Annotated in this window: 16 protein-coding genes; 10 read left to right on the forward strand and 6 right to left on the reverse strand. The window is 62.3% G+C overall.

Annotated features, from left to right (window positions below; genetic code table 11):
- Positions 1-27 precede the first annotated feature (27 nt).
- The gene (locus ACIPY5_RS15265) at positions 28-1098 is read left to right on the forward strand and encodes a LacI family DNA-binding transcriptional regulator (RefSeq protein ID WP_400972163.1); all 1071 of its coding nucleotides are present in this window, start codon (positions 28-30) and stop codon (positions 1096-1098) included.
- Here the strand turns inward: ACIPY5_RS15265 and ACIPY5_RS15270 are convergent.
- Positions 1080-2129, reverse strand: a complete 1050-nt coding sequence (locus tag ACIPY5_RS15270) for a LacI family DNA-binding transcriptional regulator (protein ID WP_400972094.1) — start codon at positions 2127-2129, stop codon at positions 1080-1082. The genes ACIPY5_RS15265 and ACIPY5_RS15270 overlap by 19 nt on opposite strands.
- 134 nt (positions 2130-2263) lie before the next feature.
- Here ACIPY5_RS15270 and ACIPY5_RS15275 point away from each other — a divergent pair, with 134 nt between their 5' ends.
- The gene (locus tag ACIPY5_RS15275; protein ID WP_400972096.1) at positions 2264-3796 is read left to right on the forward strand and encodes a family 43 glycosylhydrolase; all 1533 of its coding nucleotides are present in this window, start codon (positions 2264-2266) and stop codon (positions 3794-3796) included.
- 66 nt (positions 3797-3862) lie between these two features.
- On the opposite strand, the gene ACIPY5_RS15280 is transcribed toward ACIPY5_RS15275, so the two are convergent.
- The 5 genes from ACIPY5_RS15280 to ACIPY5_RS15300 are packed head-to-tail and all read right to left on the reverse strand — an operon-like array spanning position 3863 to position 8127.
- Positions 3863-4540 carry an SDR family NAD(P)-dependent oxidoreductase gene (locus ACIPY5_RS15280; protein ID WP_400972098.1) on the reverse strand — a complete coding sequence of 226 codons (678 nt, stop codon included), beginning with the start codon at positions 4538-4540 and terminating at the stop codon, positions 3863-3865.
- Positions 4537-5574 (reverse strand): zinc-binding dehydrogenase, encoded by a 1038-nt coding sequence (locus tag ACIPY5_RS15285; protein WP_400972100.1) that lies wholly within the window; start codon positions 5572-5574, stop codon positions 4537-4539. Before ACIPY5_RS15285 ends, ACIPY5_RS15280 begins: the two co-directional genes overlap by 4 nt.
- Positions 5571-6431 carry a fumarylacetoacetate hydrolase family protein gene (locus ACIPY5_RS15290; protein ID WP_400972102.1) on the reverse strand — a complete coding sequence of 287 codons (861 nt, stop codon included), beginning with the start codon at positions 6429-6431 and terminating at the stop codon, positions 5571-5573. Before ACIPY5_RS15290 ends, ACIPY5_RS15285 begins: the two co-directional genes overlap by 4 nt.
- Positions 6428-7333, reverse strand: coding sequence for an SMP-30/gluconolactonase/LRE family protein (locus tag ACIPY5_RS15295; protein WP_400972104.1), 906 nt, complete (start codon positions 7331-7333; stop codon positions 6428-6430). The genes ACIPY5_RS15290 and ACIPY5_RS15295 overlap by 4 nt, the downstream gene beginning before the upstream one ends.
- Positions 7330-8127: an IclR family transcriptional regulator gene (locus ACIPY5_RS15300; protein WP_400972106.1), complete on the reverse strand. Its 798-nt coding sequence runs from the start codon at positions 8125-8127 to the stop codon at positions 7330-7332. The genes ACIPY5_RS15295 and ACIPY5_RS15300 overlap by 4 nt, the downstream gene beginning before the upstream one ends.
- Positions 8128-8205: 78 nt before the next feature.
- On the opposite strand from ACIPY5_RS15300, the gene ACIPY5_RS15305 reads away from it, so the two are divergent.
- The 8 genes from ACIPY5_RS15305 (at position 8206) to ACIPY5_RS15340 (ending at position 19681) form a co-directional block, all read left to right on the forward strand.
- The gene (locus ACIPY5_RS15305) at positions 8206-9924 is read left to right on the forward strand and encodes an IlvD/Edd family dehydratase (RefSeq protein WP_400972108.1); all 1719 of its coding nucleotides are present in this window, start codon (positions 8206-8208) and stop codon (positions 9922-9924) included.
- A 33-nt stretch (positions 9925-9957) separates the two neighbouring features.
- Positions 9958-10968, forward strand: a complete 1011-nt coding sequence (locus ACIPY5_RS15310) for a LacI family DNA-binding transcriptional regulator (RefSeq protein WP_400972110.1) — start codon at positions 9958-9960, stop codon at positions 10966-10968.
- A gap of 95 nt (positions 10969-11063) precedes the next feature.
- Positions 11064-13172 carry a beta-galactosidase gene (locus ACIPY5_RS15315; RefSeq protein ID WP_400972112.1) on the forward strand — a complete coding sequence of 703 codons (2109 nt, stop codon included), beginning with the start codon at positions 11064-11066 and terminating at the stop codon, positions 13170-13172.
- A 25-nt stretch (positions 13173-13197) separates the two neighbouring features.
- On the forward strand, positions 13198-14544 hold the full coding sequence (locus ACIPY5_RS15320) for an ABC transporter substrate-binding protein (RefSeq protein WP_400972114.1): 1347 nt from the start codon (positions 13198-13200) through the stop codon (positions 14542-14544).
- A gap of 120 nt (positions 14545-14664) precedes the next feature.
- A complete protein-coding gene (locus ACIPY5_RS15325) occupies positions 14665-15510 on the forward strand; it encodes a carbohydrate ABC transporter permease (protein WP_400972116.1) in 846 nt (281 codons plus the stop codon).
- The gene (locus ACIPY5_RS15330; RefSeq protein WP_400972118.1) at positions 15507-16451 is read left to right on the forward strand and encodes a carbohydrate ABC transporter permease; all 945 of its coding nucleotides are present in this window, start codon (positions 15507-15509) and stop codon (positions 16449-16451) included. The genes ACIPY5_RS15325 and ACIPY5_RS15330 overlap by 4 nt, the downstream gene beginning before the upstream one ends.
- Positions 16448-17929 (forward strand): glycoside hydrolase family 43 protein, encoded by a 1482-nt coding sequence (locus ACIPY5_RS15335; protein WP_400972120.1) that lies wholly within the window; start codon positions 16448-16450, stop codon positions 17927-17929. The genes ACIPY5_RS15330 and ACIPY5_RS15335 overlap by 4 nt, the downstream gene beginning before the upstream one ends.
- Before the next feature lie 159 nt (positions 17930-18088).
- The gene (locus tag ACIPY5_RS15340; protein ID WP_400972122.1) at positions 18089-19681 is read left to right on the forward strand and encodes a family 20 glycosylhydrolase; all 1593 of its coding nucleotides are present in this window, start codon (positions 18089-18091) and stop codon (positions 19679-19681) included.
- Positions 19682-19733: the final 52 nt, after the last annotated feature.

Raw genomic sequence — 19733 nt, forward strand, 5'->3', positions numbered from 1 at the left:
CCGGAACAGCCAGTTTCAGTCGAGTCGTTGTTTGGCAAGCGTCTCGACGCTCCGCGGCGCGCAACGATTCGGGACGTTGCAGATCGGGCCGGTGTCTCAACAGCGGCCGCCTCCAAGGTCCTGCGTGGGGCATATGGCGTCAGTGAGAGCATGCGAACGCGAGTGCGTGCCGCGATGGATGAGCTGGACTACCGTCCCAACGCAGCTGCTCGGGGGCTGCGGGGAAAGACGTACACCATCGGTGTGATGCTCTCCGATATCCACAACCCGTACTTCGGCGTTCTGACGGACGGTGTCCGCGACAAGCTCGGTCCCGCAGGATACGAGATGTTGATCGGCCCAGGGGGAGCGAGCCCTCGATCGCAGCGCGCCATGATCGACGCGCTGATCGACCGGGGCATGGATGCGCTCGTTGTCATCGCTCCCGTGATCCCTGGCGAAGTACTTGATCAGACGGGGCGTCAGATCCCGACTGTCGTGGTCGGTCGACACGGACTCGGTCGCATCCGCACGTATGACACCGTCGCCGGGGACGATCGCCGAGGGTCATCGATCATCGTCGATCATCTGGTCGGACTCGGGCACCGCCGTATCCTCCACCTCACCAACGGGAACGATGGCGCAGACGAACCGGAGTCTCCGGAGTATGTGCGCGCAGAGGGGTATCGGGAGGCGATGAGACTGCATGGCTTGGAGGAGCATATCGATGTTCGAGTAGCACCGTGGTCTGATGCAGGTGGGCGCGAGATCGGTCGTCAGATCTTGGCGATGAGCGACCCGCCCACTGCCGTGCATGCCGGAGCGGATGTGGCGGCATTCGGCCTACTGGCTGAGCTTTGGGCTGCAGGCGTTGATGTCCCAGGAGATATCTCAATCGTTGGCTATGACAACTCGCCTATGGCGAGCATGCCTCCTATCCATCTCACGTCCGTCGACCAGAGCGGTCATCGGATGGGTGAGCTTGCCGCGGAGGTTCTGCTCGAGCGGCTCGAGGGCAGGGACGCTCCCCGGGCAGTCCGGATCGAGCCCCGGCTGATGACCAGAGGAACAACCTCGTCGCCTCCACAGGAGCCCCGCGGTCAGTCCTCTCCGCTCTGACTGGCGGGCGTCGACGCTAAGGTCGAAGACCTCACGACCAAGCGCGTCGGAAGTTCGACGCGCTCGCCGCGAGGTTCTTGCCCGGCGCGCAGCTGCCCGACCATCTCGACCGCTCGCGCAGCCAGGGCTCGGATCGGCTGGTGAATCGTCGTCAGTGGCGGATCCAGGACTGTGGATCGAGCGGTGTCATCAAACCCAACAATGCTGAGGTCGTCGGGGATCCGAAGCCCCAGTCGTTTGGCCGCGGTGTAGACGCCGACCGCCATGTTGTCATTGACCGTGAATATTCCGAAGGGGCCTTCGCCACGGGTTACCGAAGCGAGCTCATCAATGAGTGGACGGGTGGTCCAGTCGCCCTTGACGACGTCAAGCGTCCCGGACGGCACGTGCTCGTAGACAGCTCTCGAGAAGCCGCTCTCACGTGCGCGTCCGAAGCGGAGCCGCGGCTCGCCTGTAACGCAGATGAACCTCTTGATACCGAGGTTGGCGAGATGGGCGCCCGCGTCGTAGCCTCCTTGCCAGTTCGTCGTCCCGACACTTTGCAGCTCGGTGCTATGGTCCGACGCGGGCTCCACAAGAACAAGCGGGATGTTAAGGCCGTCCAGTCGTGAAAGCTGTGTGCGCGTTGGGACGATCAAACCCAGAATCACCCCGGCTGGGCGTCGTCGAGCGACGCGGGCGGGCCAGTCCTCTTCGGGGTCGTCACGTTCCAACGTGAGGACGAGGTCGTAGCCGAGCTGAGCTGCTCCCTGGCGGGCACCCGCAGTGATCTCTGCGGTCCATGCATCGTCATAGGTTCCGAGCACCAACTCGATGGTCCGCGAGTCCGAGGAAGAGGGACGACCCCGGGTGGTGGTGGAGCGGCTGTATCCGAGCGCACGCGCAGTGTCCTGTACTCGAACGCGGGTCTCAGACGGGAGGTCGCCTCGCCCTGACATCGCTCGCGACACCGTCGTGACGGACACGCCGGCGGCTTCCGCGATATCGGCCATTGATGGACGTCGGCGATCCTCGGGTGGCACAGCCATCATGCATCCTCCTCTGCATCTATTATTGCGCAACCTACTGGGCGGGCCGCGAGCCCCGGTGCGATGGTGATACAGCCGCTTGCTGACGAAAGCAACGGTGGGCGTGACGACTAGCGCAACGCCGCATCGTACGAAATGTGGAGTTGAACATCATGAGTCGCTCGGTCGCTGAACGAGGAACAACGCCTACCGGCGCCCGCATCGAAAGTGTCTCGGCGGCGGAGAATCCGATCATTGCAGGCATGTACCCCGATCCGACGATCTGTCGCGCGGGGGAGTACTACTACTTGGCCACCTCAAGCTTCGAGTACTTCCCGGGCGCGCCGATCTTCCGGAGCAAGGACCTCACCAATTGGAGTCAGATCGGTCACATCCTGACTCGTCGTAGTCAATTCTCGGTTGGTGATCGGGGCCCATCGAAGGGAATCTACGGATCGACCCTACGTCACCACGATGGACGGTTCTGGTTCGTGACCACGAACGCGAATGACTACGAGGCAGGTCAGCTGCTGGTGTCCGCGGCTGATCCGAGCGGGCCATGGAGCGAGCCGGTGATGATTCCCAACGCCATCGGTATCGACCCCGACATCGCGTGGGATGGTGAGACGTGCTACCTCACTTGGAAGCGGCTTAGCTTCACCGACGGGGACCTCGAGCTTGTGCAGGCGGTTGTCGATCTCGAGAGCGGGGAGATCGGCCCGACGTACCAGGTGTGGCAGGGCACCGGCATGACCGCAGCAGAAGGCCCTCACCTGTACCGAGTTGGCGGCTACTGGTATTTGATGTTGGCCGAAGGCGGAACCGAGCGGGGTCACACCGTCACAGTCGCGAGATCTCAGCACCCCTACGGGCCTTTCGAAGCGTGTCCGCAGAACCCGATCCTCACTCATCGGAGCCTCGGGCACTCCGTGCAGAATGCCGGTCACGCTGATCTGGTGCAGACACACGACGGTGGCTGGGCTGCCGTCTACCTCGGAGTCCGGGCACGCGGCTCCATACCTGGATTCCACGTGCTGGGTCGTGAGACGTTCCTTTCAGGAATCTCATGGGTCGACGGCTGGCCCGTGTTCGATGAGCATCGCTATCACCTCGTGCCCGACGACCACGGCTTCGTGGACGACTTCACGGCAGGCCGCTTGGATCTCCGGTGGGTGGTGCCGGGCGGGCAACCAACGGACGCCGTCGCCCTCAGCGCGGATCTTGGGCTTTCGTTCACAAGCAGCTGGCGCAGCGGCGCCGACTTGCTCTGCGCCCGAGTGAGAGATCTCAGATGGGAGTCCGAGGCTCTCGTCGAGGGCGACGTTGCCCACGTGCTGCGGCTCGATGATCGTCATTGGTACGGCGTCGTGATTCGAGACGGCATCGCACGAGCCGAGATGAGGATCGGTGATCTGAGCCAATCGATCGGCTCCGTCGAAGTGGATGGGGGTGCGATCATACGCATCGAGGCGGTTTCTCCGGCGACACTCAACGTTCCCCTTGGCCACGCCGGACCGGACGACATCATCCTTTCCGTCGAAGTCGGGAGCATCCACCATGAGCTGGCGCGGCTGGATGGACGCTATCTTTCGTCGGAGGTCGCCTCCGGGTTTACGGGCAGAGTGCTTGGATTCGGTAGCCCATCCGGGCACGGAGTTGTTAGATCCGTGAGGTACAAGCCGGCTGGGTAAGCGGAGCACTGGACTCGATCTTCGTGCGGTACAAGAGAGTTCTAGACCTTCGACCTGCAGACCGTTTCAATATGTGGCACGCCCTCCACTGATGTCATACACGGCTCCCGTCGAGAAGCTGACCGCGTCAGACGTCAGCCAGGCGACGAGCTCGGCTACTTCTTCGGGGCGGCCAACGCGTTTCATCGGGATGAGGTTGGTGATGTGTGCAAGAACGTCTGGCGATGTGTCGTCATTCATCGGCGTGGCGAACACCGCTGGCGCGATCGCGTTCACCAGGACGCCAGTGGTTGCTAGTTCCTTGCCTGCGGACTTGGTCAGAGCGATCACTGCAGCCTTCGATGCCGAGTAGATCGCCAGGTTCGGGTTGCCATCTTTGCCTGCCATGCTGGCGAAGTTCACAACCCGACCCCAACGGCGCTCCACCATGCCGGGGACGAACGTACGCATCGTTGCGACCGTTCCGAAGACGTTTACGTCAAGGACTCGGCGCCACTCACTGCTTTCCGTCGCGAGGAGAGGCTTGTTCGGGCCGACGATCCCGGCAGAGTTTACGACGATGTCGACATCGCCGATCTCGGCGGCAGCCTCGGCTAGCGCGTCTTGGTCGGTGACATCAATTTGCACGTCGACGTCACCGGCGATGTCCATTGTGAGGACGCGAATTCCGTCGGCCCGAAGTCGTTCTGCCGTCGCGGCGCCGAGTCCTCTCGCGCCACCAGTGACCACTGCGGTTCTCATCATGTCTCTTCTCTCGGGTGTGCCTGGGGCTTCAGGGCTACGTGGACCTTTGGCCCGGGGCCCGCATCGACGGGGCGGTTCCCTGCCAGGGTGCTTGCGACGTCTTCGAGCGCGATGGTGGCCGAAATGATGGGGCGGGGGTCGACTGCCCCGGAGCCGAAGGCCTCGATGACACCTTCGAGAGCTTGACTCGCTCCGAGAACTCCTACGGCCGTGACATCTTTCAGCGCCAGCATTCGGGTGTCGATCGAGCTTGGTGAGCCGGCCAGCCCGACGTAGACAATGCGTCCGGCTGGTTCCACGAGATCAAGCGCTCTGGCCGGAAGGGCTGGGTCGTTGGAGCAGTCGATCACCGCATTCCAAGCCAGATCCGGAAGCGAGGAATCAGTCCATACGCGGTCGAATCCCACCGAACGTGCGAACGCGACCGAACGCTCAGACTTGCCGAGCAGGTGGACTTCAGCGCCTTCGGCCCGCGCGAACATTGCGCAGAGGATCCCGATAGTGCCAATGCCGAGGATGAGGACCCGGCTGTCGTCGCCTAGTTGCGCGGCCCAAACTGAGCGCAATGCGTTTCCGGCGGGTTCCACCAGGGCGCCGGCAGCGTCGTCGATGGTGTCGGGGAGCGCGTGCAGGAAGCGAGCGGGATATGCCATCTGTTCCGCCAGAGCACCCGACTTGCCACCTCGGATGCCAAGCTCTGTGCGAAACTCGCACACGTGGTGATGACCGGCGAGACATCGGTGGCAGTCGCCGCAACCCAGCATCGTGTCGCCCGTGACGCGACGTCCAATCCACGCAGGATCGACGTCGGCAGCGACGGAAGTGATGATACCCATCCATTCGTGTCCGAGTCTGATGGGATACGCGGCGTTCCCATCGTGCAGGTATTGCATCTCCCCGGTGAAGAACTCGGTGTCGGTTCCGCAGATCCCAGCACGTTGAACTTCGACGATGACCTCACCGGCTGAGGCGACAGGGAGGTCAACGTCTTCGACTCCTGCGTTACCAGGACCGCGCACAACGAACGCTCTCATCGTGGCGCCACGACGAGTTGCTGTTGCGCGCCAAGCCCGGCGATCGCTAGGTCCATCACATCACCGGCTTGGAGCCAGATCTCGGGACGGAACCCCATTCCGACGCCGGGCGGCGTGCCGGTGTTGATCAGGTCGCCTGGTTCCAGGACCATGAACTGCGAAATGTAATGGACGATGACGTAAGGATCGAAGATCATAGTTGCCGTCGAGCCAGATTGGCGGAGGACCCCGTTCACGCTCAGGGTCATCGTCAGGTCTTTGACATCATCGATCTCATCTGGGGTCACCAGCCATGGGCCGGCGGGGTTAAATGTTTCGGCTGACTTCCCCTTGAGCCATTGACCGCCTCGCTCCATCTGGAAGGCGCGCTCTGATACATCGTTGACGAGCGTCCATCCCGCGATGTGGTCGGCAGCGTCCTCGACTGTTTCCAGGTAGCTGGCTCGCTTTCCGATGACGATGCCGAGTTCCACTTCCCAGTCGGGCTTCGTTGATCCTCGTGGAATGCGGACATCGTCATACGGTCCGACCAGCGTGTTCGGTGATTTGGTGAAGAGGATCGGTTCGGCCGGAACGTCCTGCCCCGTCTCCTCCGCGTGATCCGAGTAGTTCAGCCCAACGCAGATGATCTGATGAGGGCGCGCGATCGGGGCGCCTACCCGCTGGTCACCGAGAGGTGCTATCTCGCCTCGCTCGAGTCGCCGTTCGACGACGGGGCGAATGACCTCGATGCCACCAGCGGCGAAGAACGCCTCGTCGAAATCGCGCACGACATCGGACAAGTCGATATAGCCGTCGTCGCTGACCAGGACGGCGGGTTTCTCGGCCCCGAACGGGCCGATGCGAAGCAGCTTCATTTGATCCTCTCAGTCAGTAGCGGGTTTGGTCTGCCGTTCCAGGGCGGCTGGGGTAGCCCACGCACGCCGGGTTTGGCGGTGAAGAGTCGTCCAGAGAACGGGAAGTCGAGCAGCGCCTGTTCGTCAAGGTCCTGGGTCGCTGTCGTTATCACGAGGGTGTCCAGTTCGAGCCCAGCGAAAGCGACGCTAGACGTATGCGGCGCCGGGACGGCGATGGATGCCGCGAGCTGGCCGGCGGGCGAATATCGGCGCACTTCGCCCAGACCCCACATGGCAACCCAGAGATGATCCTCCACGTCGATGGTCATCCCATCGGGGTGCCCTTCCTCGAAGGAAAGGAATACCTCGCGTGGTCCTGATCGCCCTGTCTGCGCATCGTAGGTGCGGCGATACACGCTCCGGCTCAAGGTGTCGACACTGTAGAGCAGCGTGCCATCGGCGGACCATGCGAGTCCGTTCGAGAGCGTGAGATCGTCATCGATCTTGCTCAAGGTGCCGTCAGCCTCGACGCGACTAAGCCTCTCTGACGCCGTCGCCTCACTGAGAGCAAGCGTGCCGACGACGAATCGGCCGTAGGGGTCCACCTTGCCATCATTGAAACGGCTGGCGTGGTGGATCGTCTCGGCGAAGGGAATCGTGCTGCCGTCGCTGCGGCGGACAATCAGCCGGTGGCGTCCAGCCACGAGCCAATCACCGTCTTCGGAAACGACCACCGCACCAACGGTGTCATCGACATGTACTCGACTGATGACACGTATGGTGTCGTCGGCACGGAGCACTCCGACATACACGGTGCCGTTGTTGATATCCACCCAGAGAAGCTGGGAGCGCACCGGATCCCAATGCGGACCCTCGCCGAGGGAAAAGCTCTCTACCGTGGCGACCTTCGCCGAGGGGCTCATGCCTGCTCCCTTGGCTGTGCAGTGCCGGCGGCGGCCGTTGCGAGGACGGTGGCCGCGGCCGCCTCAAGATCAGCTATCGATGTCCGGTAGGCGACTGCGCTGACGCTCACGGCACCTGATGGGATGCTCGGGGAGGCGAGATAGATCGGCACGGCGAGGCAGTTGATCCCGACCTCGTTCTCCTGATCGTCAATTGCGTAGCCACGTCGGCGAATTTCGGTGAACTGCTCATGCAGGTCATGAGCGGTCGTCGCGGTTCTCGGCGTGCGCCGTTCCAGGACGCGGCTTCCGATCCAGTGGGAAACGTCCTCGAACGTGGTCAGCTTGGCCGCAAGAAGAGCCTTGCCAACACCGGTGCAGTGGGCTGGGTTGCGTCCGCCGACGGTGGAGGTCAGCCGCACCGCACCTGTTTGCGGGTCGATCTTGTCGCGGTACACCACATCGGGTCCGTCCAGAACGGCGAAATGAATCGTTTCGTTGAACCTCTCTGAGAGCCTTTCGAGGATCGGTCGTACTCGAATGTGCTCCGGGCGGGCTTCATGATGCGCGAACGCAAGGCGCAGGAATTCATCGCCGAGGATGTAGTGTCCGTGGCCGTTCTGGTTGGCAAGGCCAGCGCGTTTGAGTGAGGCAAGTGCGCGATGCACGGTTGGCTTTGGGTGCCCCGTTAGGCGGACCATCTCTTCCAGGCTGGCTCCGCTCGGGAGCCGTGCGAGTTCCGTGAGCACAGCGAGGACTCGGTCGGTGCCGACGAGACGTTCTTCGTCCGCCTGCTGGATAGATTTTTGCGCCATCGGCCTTGTGCCTTCCCTTGAATCGCCTAGGCTAGCAGCAATTTCACTATCCTGATCAACCTTCCGAAAGTTGGAACAATGACATCGGACCTTCGCAGTTCCGAGTGGTACGCAGGCGATGACCGGAACTCATTCATCCATCGGGCATGGATGCGCCGAGGGGTGCCCGACAGTGCCTTCGACGGACGGCCTCAGATCGCGATCGCCAACACCGCGTCCGACCTGACGCCCTGCAACGCGCATCTGAATGAAGTAGCGCAGTCCGTCAAAAATGGTATTTACGAGGCCGGTGGCATCCCCCTTGAGTTGCCGGTGGTCTCGCTAGGGGAGACTCAGGTTCGCCCGACCGCAATGCTGTGGCGCAACATGGCAGCGATGGCGACCGAGGAGATGTTGCGGGCCAACCCGATAGACGGTGTGGTGCTTCTCGGCGGATGTGACAAGACGATTCCCTCTCTGCTGATGGCAGCCTCATCGGTGGACCTTCCCGCGGTCGTGGTGCCCGGCGGACCGATGATGACCGGGCACTTTCGAGGCGAGGCCCTCGGCTGTGGAACCGACGTTTGGCGGCTCAGCGAGGAGGTCCGAGCCGGGACGCTCAGTCAGGCGGAGTTCACGCGGTCCGAGTCATCGATGATCCGCAGCAAGGGGCATTGCAACACCATGGGCACCGCCTCAACTATGGCGCTGGTCGCCGAAGCTCTGGGGACTGTGATGCCCGGCCTGGCGGGAACGCCGGCGTCGGACGCTCGTCTGCTGGCTGGAGCGCACGACACGGGGCGTCTCGCCGTCCAGATGGTGGCGGAGGATCGCCGGCCGAGCACGTTCTTGACCCGGGCGAGCTTCCACAATGCGATCGTGGCCCTCGCGGCGATTGGGGGTTCGACCAACGCCGTCGTCCACCTGCTCGCGGTCGCTGGGCGTCTCGGTATCGAGCTGACAGTCGATGACTTCGATCGCATCGGAGGGCAGGTCCCGCTGTTGGTGAACCTTCAGCCGGCCGGCCGTTACCTCATGGACGATCTGCAGCGGGCAGGTGGCTTCCTCGCCGTTCTGCGCGAAGTGCGCGACCTGCTCGACCCGGCGGCGCTAACAATCACTGGAAGGCCCCTCGTCGACTATCTGGACGATGCTCTGATCTGGGATCAGGAAGTCATCACACCGCGTTCCTCTCCTTTGCAAGCGAGAGCCGGAATCAGAGTCCTACGCGGAACGCTCGCCCCGGGTGGAGCAATAATCAAGCCCGCCGCAGCGTCGCCGCGGCTGCTCGCACACCGAGGGCGAGCTGTCGTGTTCGACAGCATCGAAGACTTCCACGCACGCATTGACGACCCGGAGCTGGATATCGACGAGGACTCCGTCATGGTGTTGCGTGGATGCGGACCGAAGGGCTATCCGGGGATGCCGGAGGTCTCCAACATGCCGCTACCGAAGAAGCTGCTTGCGCGAGGTGTGCGCGACATGATCCGCATCTGCGATGGGCGCATGTCCGGCACAGCGTACGGCACGGTCGTACTCCACGTCACACCTGAGGCTGCAGACGGCGGACCTCTCGCGCTTGTCCGGACCGGCGACTGGATTACCTTAGATGTCCATGCACGCCGTCTCGATCTTGACGTTCCCGCAGAGGAGCTCGCTGTTCGCGCCCCCAGCCGCGCCACTGTCGACGGATTCGCCAACCCGCGCCGCGGGTGGGAGCGGCTCTACGTCGACCACGTCCTCCAAGCAGACCGAGGCGCGGACCTCGATTTCCTTGTCGGTTCCAGCGGTTCGGCGGTGAGCCGCGAGTCCCATTGAGCAATCATCCTGCGAACACGATAAGAAAGACGCGTGAAGGCAGCGACGATCTATGATGTGGCGCGACGGGCTGGCGTGTCTCATCAAACCGTAACTCGATACCTGCAGGGCTTCGAGGGCATTCGCCCCTCGACGCGCGAGCGAGTCGCAACGGCCTTAGAAGAGTTGGACTATCGACCAAACTCGGCGGCACGTCTGTTGAGGACCCGCCAGACGAATCGCATAGGCGTCCTCGCGGATCGGATCGATGAGAGCGGGCCGGCGCGCATCCTTAGCGGAGCTAGCCAGCTTGCACAGGAGCGCGGCTACGTGCTTGACATCGTCGTGGCGGACGGGACGAGCGCAGCGTCCGTCGCGGCCTCGCTTGAGATGCTTACCGAGCATCAGGTAGCGGGTGTGCTGGCCACCGCGCAGACGGAGATCGTGTTCGATGCCTTGCGCGCGCAGAAAATACCGGCGCCGATGCTCCTCGAGTCACAGTTCGGGCTTGTTGAGGGGCAACCGTCATTGAGTGAGGTCGCGGGTCGTGTCGCTGCGGACTTCCTGCTCGACCTCGGCCATCGTGACATCGGGTATGTTTCGGGCTCGCACATTTGGCTCGCTTCGGAAGGACGCTTGAAAGGTTTCGAGAGCCGAGTCAAGGAACGCGGCGGCCGGCTCGTCTGGGTGCGCGAGGGCAACTGGTCGCCGTCCTCCGGGGCGGACGCGTGGCGTAGCCTGTCTGCTGACGAGCGGGACATCACCGCGGTGGCAGCCGCGAACGACAGCATGGCGATGGGCTTCATCTCTGCCGCGCACGACGATGGTGTCGCGGTTCCTGCCGACCTCAGCGTCCTGGGAAACGACGACATGGCGGAAGCCGCGTACTTCCTGCCAGCACTTTCGACTCTGCAGATGGACTTCGAGGGGGAGGGGCGCTTCGTGCTCGACACCCTAATCCGCGAGATTGAAGGTCTCCCGCCGCGCGAGAACCTCCTGCTGGGGGAGCCGAAGGTCGTCATTCGCGCCTCGACGGCCCCCGTGTTTCGGGCACGTAACAGCTGAGAGAACGTACTTGCGCTTGAGGCCCACGCGAGGCTAGTCTCCCACTCAATGTTGTCGACAACATTTGAATGACCCCAACGGAAAGCAGTGCTGCAATGGCGTCAACCCCGTCCTTCTCCGGCATCCTCTTCGGTGCCGCGTACTACTCCGAGTACCAGCCCGCAGGCACACTGGAGCGTGACCTTGACTTGATGAAGGAAGCGGGCTTCACCGTTATACGTGTCGGCGAGTCGGTGTGGTCGACATGGGAGCCGCGCGAGGGAGTTTTCGAGCTCGACTGGCTTCAGCCTGTCCTCGATGGAGCGCTCAAGCGAGGGATCAGGGTGATTCTCGGCACGCCCACCTACGCAGTGCCGCCGTGGCTACAGCGCCGGCACCCCGAAATCGCCGCCGAGAGCGCCACACGCGTTCGCAATTCCTGGGGCGCTCGGCAGGAAATGGATCAGAGTGAACCCGCGTACCGGTTCTACGCCGAGCGCATCGTGCGGAAAGTTGTTGCCCGCTACGCCCACCACCCGGCTGTGATCGGATACCAGGTTGACAACGAGCCAGGCTTTCAGCTGCCACACAACGAGCAGACCTTCCAGCGATTCGTCGAGTGGCTTAAGACCCGCTACGCCAGCGTCGAAGAGCTCAATGCTGAGTGGGGTCTCGTCTACTGGTCGCACCGGCTCTCAGACTGGGCGGACCTATGGCGACCGGACGCGAACTCGGTGCCTCAATACCAGATCGAGTGGCGCCGATTCCAAGCGACCCTGGCTGTCGAACTCATCTCCTGGCAGGCAGAGATCGTGAGGGAATATGCGCGCCCCGATCAGTTCGTAACCACGTGCCTGTCGTATTCGCGCTCGCAGATCTCGGACGACGAGATCGTGACTTCGCTAGATGTCGTCGCTGGCAATCCCTACTACAAGATGCAGAACGGCTTGGAGACCGGGGTGGAGCTTCCTCGCCCGGAGCTCTGGTGGAGCACCGGCGTGTGGGCGCTCTTCGCCTGGGCAGACCGCGCCTACTCGTCGGCGCAATCTCAATTCCTCGTCACAGAGACCAACGCGCAGTCGGTTGGTGAGCCGTGGCAGAACCACCCGCCGTACTCTGGCCAGATCAAGCAAGCGGCTTTCGCGCTGCTGGCGCGCGGCGCTCGGATGATCGAATACTGGCACTGGCACACGCTCCACTTCGGCGCCGAAACGTACTGGGGTGGAATACTCCCGCATAGCCAGGTCCCGGGCCGAATCTATCGGGAGGTTGCCGAGCTTGGTGCGAGTATCGCGCGGATCGGCCCGGCGCTCGACGCGTTCGAGCCAGATGCCGACGTGCTGATGCTGTATTCGACCGATACCAAGTGGTCATTCGAGGCATACCCGCCGCTGCCTTCCGAAGATGGAGGCCCAAATAGGAGCGCCTACGCTCATGTTTTCGATTCGTTCTATCGAGGACTGTTCGAGGCGGGAGCTCAGATACGAGTCCAGCATGTTCGGCAGTTCCTGGAGACCGCAGTCGACGAACTCGTCCAGCGGTTCCCCGTTCTCATTGCGCCGGCGATCTACGTGGCCGACGATGGCACGCTCGCCCGGCTACGCGAGTATGCGGCGGCTGGAGGTCATCTCGTCGCCGGGGTGCGCACGGGATATGGTGACGAGCTCGCCCGCGCCCGGCATGCCGTCGCTCCCGCATTCTTGGCGGACGCGGCCGGCATCGACTACGACGAATACAGCAACATCGACGTCAGCTTGGCGGTCACTGGGGGGGACGAACTTCATATTGAGCACGGCGCGGCGGGAACCGGGTGGCTGGAGATCCTTCGGGTAGATGACGCTGATGTTCTCGCAAGGTTCTCGAAGAACGAGATGGGTGCCGTCGCGGCTGTGACAAGCAAGAGCTTCGTCAACGGACGAGTGACCTACGTTGCGACAGTGCCGAATGCGCCGCTCGCGCGCAGCATTGGTCGGTGGTTGGTCCCGGATCGCGCGAGTCAGCGCTGGGCGGCTCATTCGAAAGTCTCCATCGCCACGGGCAGCACTCCTGGCGCCCAGATCACGTTCGCAACGAACTGGTCGGGAAAGGTCGCGGATATTGTCGCGCCTCACGCCGTCCGTGACATCGAAACCGGTGAACAGTACTCCGCTGGCACCCGCATACTCCTCAGGCCAAGGTCCGCAATCTTGCTTGAGGCTCCTCATGCTCCACACCCGGGCGCATGAACCCAACCCACCACGGAAAGAAACCATGAGAACACGTAACACAGCAGTGCTGCTGGGGACGATCGCCACGGTGGCGACCCTCGTACTCAGTGGCTGCAGCTCCTCACCGACAAACAGCTCCGCGACTGAGCCTGTCTCGCAGGCTCAGATCGACAAGGCGATGAACACGAAGACAACCCTCACCTACTGGACCTGGGTGGACGGCATCGATAAGTCCGTCGGCCTCTTCGAGAAGAAGTACCCGAACATCAAGGTCAACGTCGTCAACGTGGGATCCGGTGCGGACGAGTATGCAAAGGTCCGCGCGGCCTTGAAGTCCGGCAAGGGATTCCCTGATGTCATGCAGCTCGGGTACGACTACATCGGATCCTTTCAGCAGACGAAGAGCCTCTTGGATCTCACTCCGTACGGAGGCAACAAACTCAAAACCCAGTTCACCGAAGCCACCTGGAATCAGGTAGCCAACAAGGATGGTGTCTGGGCGATCCCGCAGGATTCCGGTCCGTTGGGGAACCTGTACCGCGAGGACATCTTCCAGAATGCCGGCCTCAACGGTGCACCTAAGACGTGGGATGACTTCGCCAAGGCCGCGGAAACAGTCAAGTCGAAGACCGGCTCCTACATCACGAATCTTCCCGGGAACGACATGCCTCAGATCGTAGGCTACCTCTGGCAGGCCGGGGTGAAGCCGTTCAACTACTCGGGGGGAACGACTGTCGGAATCGATGTCAACTCCGATGGTGCGAAAAAGGTCATTTCGTACTGGCAAGACCTCATCAAGAAGGATCTTGTCTCCGTTGACCCCGACTTCACCGACGAGTTCTATCAGGGACTCTCGAAGGGCAAGTACGCGAGCTGGGTCGTCCCGGCATGGGGGCCGCTGTTTCTGCAGGGCACAGTCAAAGACACCAGCGGTCTCTGGCGTGCCGCCGAGGCTCCTCAGTGGACAGCCGGAGCACACGTCTCCGGCAACTGGGGCGGTTCCTCGAACGCTGTGACGGCGAAGACGGCCAATCCGATCGCCGCATACGAACTTGCGAAGTTCGTGAACACAGAGTTCGATTCCACCATTCATCTCGCGAACGACGTGTCGCTGTTCCCGACCACGACCAAGACGCTTGAGTCCCCGGAATTCACGGACGCGAAGAGTGATTTCTTCGGCGGACAACAAGTCAACAAGCTGTACGCAGACATCGCCAAGACCGTCGACCCCAAGTTCGACTTCCTGCCGTTCATGGACTACGCGAACTCTTCGTTCAACGAGACCCTCGGCAAGGCCATCACCGAGAAGGGCGACCTTGGCGCGGCTCTCGATGAGTGGCAGAACAAGCTCGTCACATACGCGAAGCAGCAGGGCTTCACGGTCAAGTAACAAGTCGGCTCGCCCGGGAGGCAGCTCCCGGGCGAGCCCGATCATAGAAGAGACCCCATGAGTACAGTCACCAGGCGTCGCCCGAGCCGCCTCCATCGTCCTCAGACAGTCGCGGCATGGATGCTGATCATCCCGTTCCTCGTCGTCTTTCTCGCCATGTTCGTGGTGCCTCTGGTTTACTCCGCGTACCTCAGCATGTTCACATCGCAACTCGTCGGCGGAACCGTCTTCAGCGGATTCGCCAACTATGCGCGGGCACTGCAGGACCCGAGCTTCTGGTCGGGTCTTGGCCGGGTGTGCTTGTTCCTCTTCATTCAGGTCCCCATCGGCCTCGGGCTCTCGATCTTCTTCGCGCTGGCGCTCGACAGCGGGCGTGTGCGCGGCGGCAAGTTGGCGCGCCTGCTGATCTTCGTTCCTTACGCGGTTCCCGGTGTTGTCGCCACGCTCATGTGGGGATACCTCTACGGGAACAATTTCGGACTCATCACTCAGCTTTTCGAGATCGTCGGGCTTCCCGGGCCCGACCTCCTCTCGGCAGACAAGATCACTGGATCGACGATGAACATCCTGATCTGGGAGTTCGTTGGCTACAACATGATCGTTCTCTACGCCGCCCTGCGCTCTATTCCCACCGATCTGTACGAAGCTGCAGAGATCGACGGCGCCGGGCAATGGCGGATCGCCTGGAGCATCAAGCTGCCCGCCATCCGCCCCGCCATTCTTCTGACCGTCATCTTCTCGATCATCGGGTCGTTCCAGCTCTTCAACGAGCCGAACCTGCTGTTCAACATCGCTCCGAATGCCATCGGCACTGACTTCAGCCCGAACCTCTATGCGTACAACGTCGCATTCAAGAACCAGGACATCAACTACGCCGCGGCGATCGCGTTCCTGCTCGGGCTCCTCATTGCCATCCTCTCGTTCATCGTCCAAACCCGCGGCAGCCGGAAGGAGCGTCAGCCTTGACCTCTACGCAGAATCTCGTCTCCGTCTCGACAGCGGACCTGTTGCCCGAACGTAAGCAACGTTCGTCGCCAAGACGACGTCAACGAGGGCACCTGGCTGATCGGCGCAGCAACCTGCTCACGATCTTCATGTGGGTCGCCGTGGCATACTTCGTCATTCCGTTGCTGTGGTTGATCGTGTCCACAACGAAGGACAATAGCGCCCTCTTCTCGAGTTTCGGGCTGTGGTTCGGCAAGAGCTTCGAGTTCTTCACGAACATCGGCAACCTTGCCACCTTCCAGGACGGCGTCTTCTGGCGTTGGATGCTCAACACGGCGCTCTATGCGGTGGTCAGCGCTGTCGGCGCGTCCATCCTGGCGACAGCCTGCGGGTACGCCTTGGCCAAGTACCGTTTCCGAGGAAGTGCCGCAGTCTTCGCGCTCATCCTTGGCTCGATCATGGTGCCGCTTACCGCTCTTGCGCTTCCGACCTACCTCGTCTTCGCCGCGGGGAACTTGACCGACACCCCGTGGTCCATCATCCTGCCGTCGCTGATCAGCCCATTCGGCGTCTACCTGATGAAGGTGTACGCCGCCGACTCGGTGGACGACAGCATTCTCGAGGCTGCGCGCATCGACGGCTCCGGCGAACTTCGAACCTTCTGGACCATCTCGCTGCGTTTGCTGGCGCCTGGATTCGTCACGGTGCTCCTCTTCCAGCTCGTCGCGACCTGGAACAACTACTTCCTGCCCCTGATCATGCTGAACACGCCAGATCTCTACCCCGTCACGGTCGGGCTGGCGCAGTGGCAGGCGAACGCGTCGGCCGGGGGCGGCGCTCAAGTTCTCTTCTCCACGGTCCTGACCGGGTCATTCGTATCGGTCATCCCGCTGGTGGTTGCCTTCCTGTTCCTCCAACGGTTCTGGGTCTCAGGACTCGCGACGGGGGGCGTCAAAGGATGATCGCCACACGCCCGGTCATCTCCGGGTTTCACCCGGATCCATCGATCTGCCGCGTCGGAGACACCTATTACCTCGTCACCTCGAGTTTCGAGTATTCGCCAGGGGTGCCGATCTTCAGATCGACCGACCTTGTGCAATGGGAGCAGATCGGCAACGTTCTCGACCGGCCGGAGCATCTTGAGCGGGTCGGCGTACGAGCCTCAGGGGGAATCTATGCGCCGACCCTGCGGTACCACGATGAGATGTTCTGGATGATCTGTACCAACGTCACCAATGGGCCTGGCCAGCTCATCGTGACAGCAAGAGATCCGGCAGGCCCATGGTCGGCGCCGACCCACGTTCCTGAGGCGCATGGTATCGATCCCGATCTCTGCTGGGACGAGAGCGGGCGCTGTTGGCTGACGTGGTCCGGCGCGGACGCGATCGGGCACGGGATCCTGCAAGCCCAATTGGATCCGGCAAGCGGCGAACTCCTCACAGAGGTCGACGTCATCTGGCGGGGTACTGGTGGCCAGTACCCCGAAGGACCTCACCTCTACAAGCACGCCGAGCACTGGTATCTGGTGATCGCCGAGGGCGGTACAGAACGCGGGCACGCCGTGACCGTCGCGCGTGCCGAGAAGCCCAATGGGCCGTTTCAGGCAAGTCCGACGAATCCGTTTCTCACGGCGCGCGGCACTGATTCGTCCACACAGAACACCGGTCACGCGGACTTCGTAGAGGGCGAAGACGGTGGTTGGGCGGTCGTCTTCCTCGGTGCGCGCCCACGTGGCTCGACTCCAGGTTGGCACACGATGGGGCGGGAGACGTTTGCCGCGCACCTGTCATGGGAATCCGGTTGGCCGGCCATCGGCGCTCCTATAGAACCGCCCAAGGGTGGCGTCGTGATGGAGCATCTCGCCGCGGAGAAGCTCCCTCTGTCGTTCGTTTCGCCGGTGGGTCTGCCGGCTGACCTCCTCTACTTCGACGACGGGCGATGGCGCCTGAGAGGTGGCAGCGGCGTCTTCGTGGGGCGACGGCAGGAGCAGAGGTACTGTCAGGTTCGAGCGATCATGCCCGACGGCGGCGCTCTAGAGATCCGGATCGACGACCGCAATTCCGTCCGGGCGGAGATCACAAGCGCATCGATCTGCGCAGTGGCCACGATCGGTGGCATCGTGATCCCTTTGGGCGAGATGCCGGGCAACGCCGGATCGACCATCGAGCTCCGCACGGAACCGTCACGTGCCCCCGAAGGAACGCCCGAGCACGGACCGGATGAGATCGTGGTGCTGGCGAGCGAAGGGGAGACCCGGATCGAGCTCGGCCGGATCGACGGACGTTACTTCTCCACCGAGGTGGCCGGTGGTTTCACCGGTCGCATGATCGGGCTGTCATCGCCCTCGGCTGACGTCGTTGTCGAGTATTTCGGCTACTGCGGCAGCGATTCTTACGACGAGCTCGCCGCGGCAGATGCGTGTCGTCCTGTCGCCGGCTGAGCGCTCGCGACCGCAGATCCGTCTACGCGTGACCGGCTGACTGCTTCGTTTTCCGGGGTTTCCCTGGACTCGCCGGACTGCGTCCGTGCCCGGCGAACATGAGCTGCTCCACCGATAGACGAACAAGACCCACTCCACCAATAGAAAGGACAGTGGGATATGAAGAGTAAGTACAGAGCAGTGCGTATTCTCACCGGTGCAGTCATCGTGATGAGCGGAATCGGGGTGGGGTTCGCGGCACCGGCTACGGCCGAGACATCCGTCCCTGTCACGATTCCTGCACTGAAGTCCTGGACGGCCGGTGCTGGCCAGTTCACTTTTACAAACGGCAGCCGAGTTCTCGTCGCGCAAGGCGACATGCCGCAACTGAAGCCTGTCGCTGACCTCCTCGCAGCGGAGCTCGGCGGGCGGTTTGGAAGAAAAGTGAAGGTTGCAGGCAACGGTTCGAACCCGAGCCCTGGCGACATCATCCTGAAGCTGGGGGAGCAGATCGAGGGTACCGGCCCACAGGGCTACACGCTCGAAGCGTCTGGAACGGTGACGATCACGGCCAGCACGACGGACGGCGTCTTCAACGGTACGAGGACGATCCTTCAAAGCCTTAAGAACGGAGATACCATTCCCGCAGGCGTCGCAACCGACGCGCCTACTTACCCCGAGCGCGGCCTCATGGTCGACCTCGGCAGGATGTACTTCACGCCCGATTGGCTGAAGGCGCGTATCCGAGACATGGCCTACCTGAAGCTCAACACGCTCGCGTTGCATCTGACCGATGACCAGGGCTGGCGCGTGGAGAGCGATCTGGGGCTCCAATCCTCGCAGTACCTCACGAAGGCAGAGATCACTGAGATCGTCACGTACGCCGCGAAATATCATGTCACGGTGATCCCGGAGATCGATATGCCGGCCCACCTCGGCGCGCTTCTGGAGCACTACCCCCAGTATCGTCTCGTGGACAAGGATGGCGTCGTATCTCCGACGAAGATCGATTTCACAATCCCCGCAGCGCGGGACCTGCTCAAGCAGGTCGTCTCCGAGTATTTGCCGCTGTTCCCGGGTCAGTACTGGCACCTCGGACTCGACGAGTACCTGTCGAACAGTCAGTTCGCGAAGTATCCGCAACTGCTTCAGTACGCGCAGTCGGCCGTCGGGCCGAATGCAACAGCCAAAGATTCAATCATCGCCTTTGGAAACGAGATGAATGAGTTCGTGCGCAGCCATGGCAAAACGGGCAGGGCATGGAACGACAACGTCGGACCCGGCACGACGATTGAACTGGACACCAATATCGTGATCCAGTACTGGACCGATTCTGATAGCGAGGACTTCTTCGGGGCGAACGGGCCGTTCACGCCGCAGACTCTGCTCGACAAGGGCTACCAGGTCGTCAACGACAGCCTGCTGCCCACCTACGCCTATCCGACGGGCGGGCAGACGCCGCAGATCCACCCGAATTACCTGTACGACTCGTGGAATGTGAACGAGTTCTACGGCTACTTGTACTTCGAGCAGAACGGCAGCTACGTCAAGATCCTGCCAACGAAGACTGTCGCCGTTGGCGCGCCGGGACTTCGCGGGTCGATGCTGAACGACTGGAACAGCGGTGGCACCTGGACGCAGGAGGAAGCCGCGGCAGACATCACTCCGCGGCTTCGGACCATGGCGCAGAAGACGTGGAACTCTCCCTTGCCAGCAACCGACTACACCGGGTTCCAGTCGATCATCGACCAGGTCGGATCCCCAGACAACTGAACACAAGCCTGGACGGTCGCCCGCGCCACGCCGTGCCCGGACGCGGGCGACC

It is taken from the genome of Microbacterium sp. NPDC089698 (assembly GCF_044749045.1).
In the GTDB taxonomy this organism is placed as follows: Bacteria; Actinomycetota; Actinomycetes; order Actinomycetales; family Microbacteriaceae; genus Microbacterium.

What these genes read in the sequence shown, in the direction of transcription:
- ACIPY5_RS15280 (WP_400972098.1), bottom strand. Translation starts at nt 4,540, where the DNA reads ATGATGAGAACCGCAGTGGTCACTGGTGGCGCGAGAGGACTCGGCGCC.
- ACIPY5_RS15300 (WP_400972106.1), bottom strand. Translation starts at nt 8,127, where the DNA reads ATGGCGCAAAAATCTATCCAGCAGGCGGACGAAGAACGTCTCGTCGGC.
- ACIPY5_RS15285 (WP_400972100.1), bottom strand. Translation starts at nt 5,574, where the DNA reads ATGAGAGCGTTCGTTGTGCGCGGTCCTGGTAACGCAGGAGTCGAAGAC.
- ACIPY5_RS15315 (WP_400972112.1), top strand. Translation starts at nt 11,064, where the DNA reads ATGGCGTCAACCCCGTCCTTCTCCGGCATCCTCTTCGGTGCCGCGTAC.
- ACIPY5_RS15320 (WP_400972114.1), top strand. Translation starts at nt 13,198, where the DNA reads ATGAGAACACGTAACACAGCAGTGCTGCTGGGGACGATCGCCACGGTG.
- ACIPY5_RS15340 (WP_400972122.1), top strand. Translation starts at nt 18,089, where the DNA reads ATGAAGAGTAAGTACAGAGCAGTGCGTATTCTCACCGGTGCAGTCATC.
- ACIPY5_RS15295 (WP_400972104.1), bottom strand. Translation starts at nt 7,333, where the DNA reads ATGAGCCCCTCGGCGAAGGTCGCCACGGTAGAGAGCTTTTCCCTCGGC.
- ACIPY5_RS15305 (WP_400972108.1), top strand. Translation starts at nt 8,206, where the DNA reads ATGACATCGGACCTTCGCAGTTCCGAGTGGTACGCAGGCGATGACCGG.
- ACIPY5_RS15270 (WP_400972094.1), bottom strand. Translation starts at nt 2,129, where the DNA reads ATGATGGCTGTGCCACCCGAGGATCGCCGACGTCCATCAATGGCCGAT.
- ACIPY5_RS15290 (WP_400972102.1), bottom strand. Translation starts at nt 6,431, where the DNA reads ATGAAGCTGCTTCGCATCGGCCCGTTCGGGGCCGAGAAACCCGCCGTC.
- ACIPY5_RS15335 (WP_400972120.1), top strand. Translation starts at nt 16,448, where the DNA reads ATGATCGCCACACGCCCGGTCATCTCCGGGTTTCACCCGGATCCATCG.
- ACIPY5_RS15325 (WP_400972116.1), top strand. Translation starts at nt 14,665, where the DNA reads ATGCTGATCATCCCGTTCCTCGTCGTCTTTCTCGCCATGTTCGTGGTG.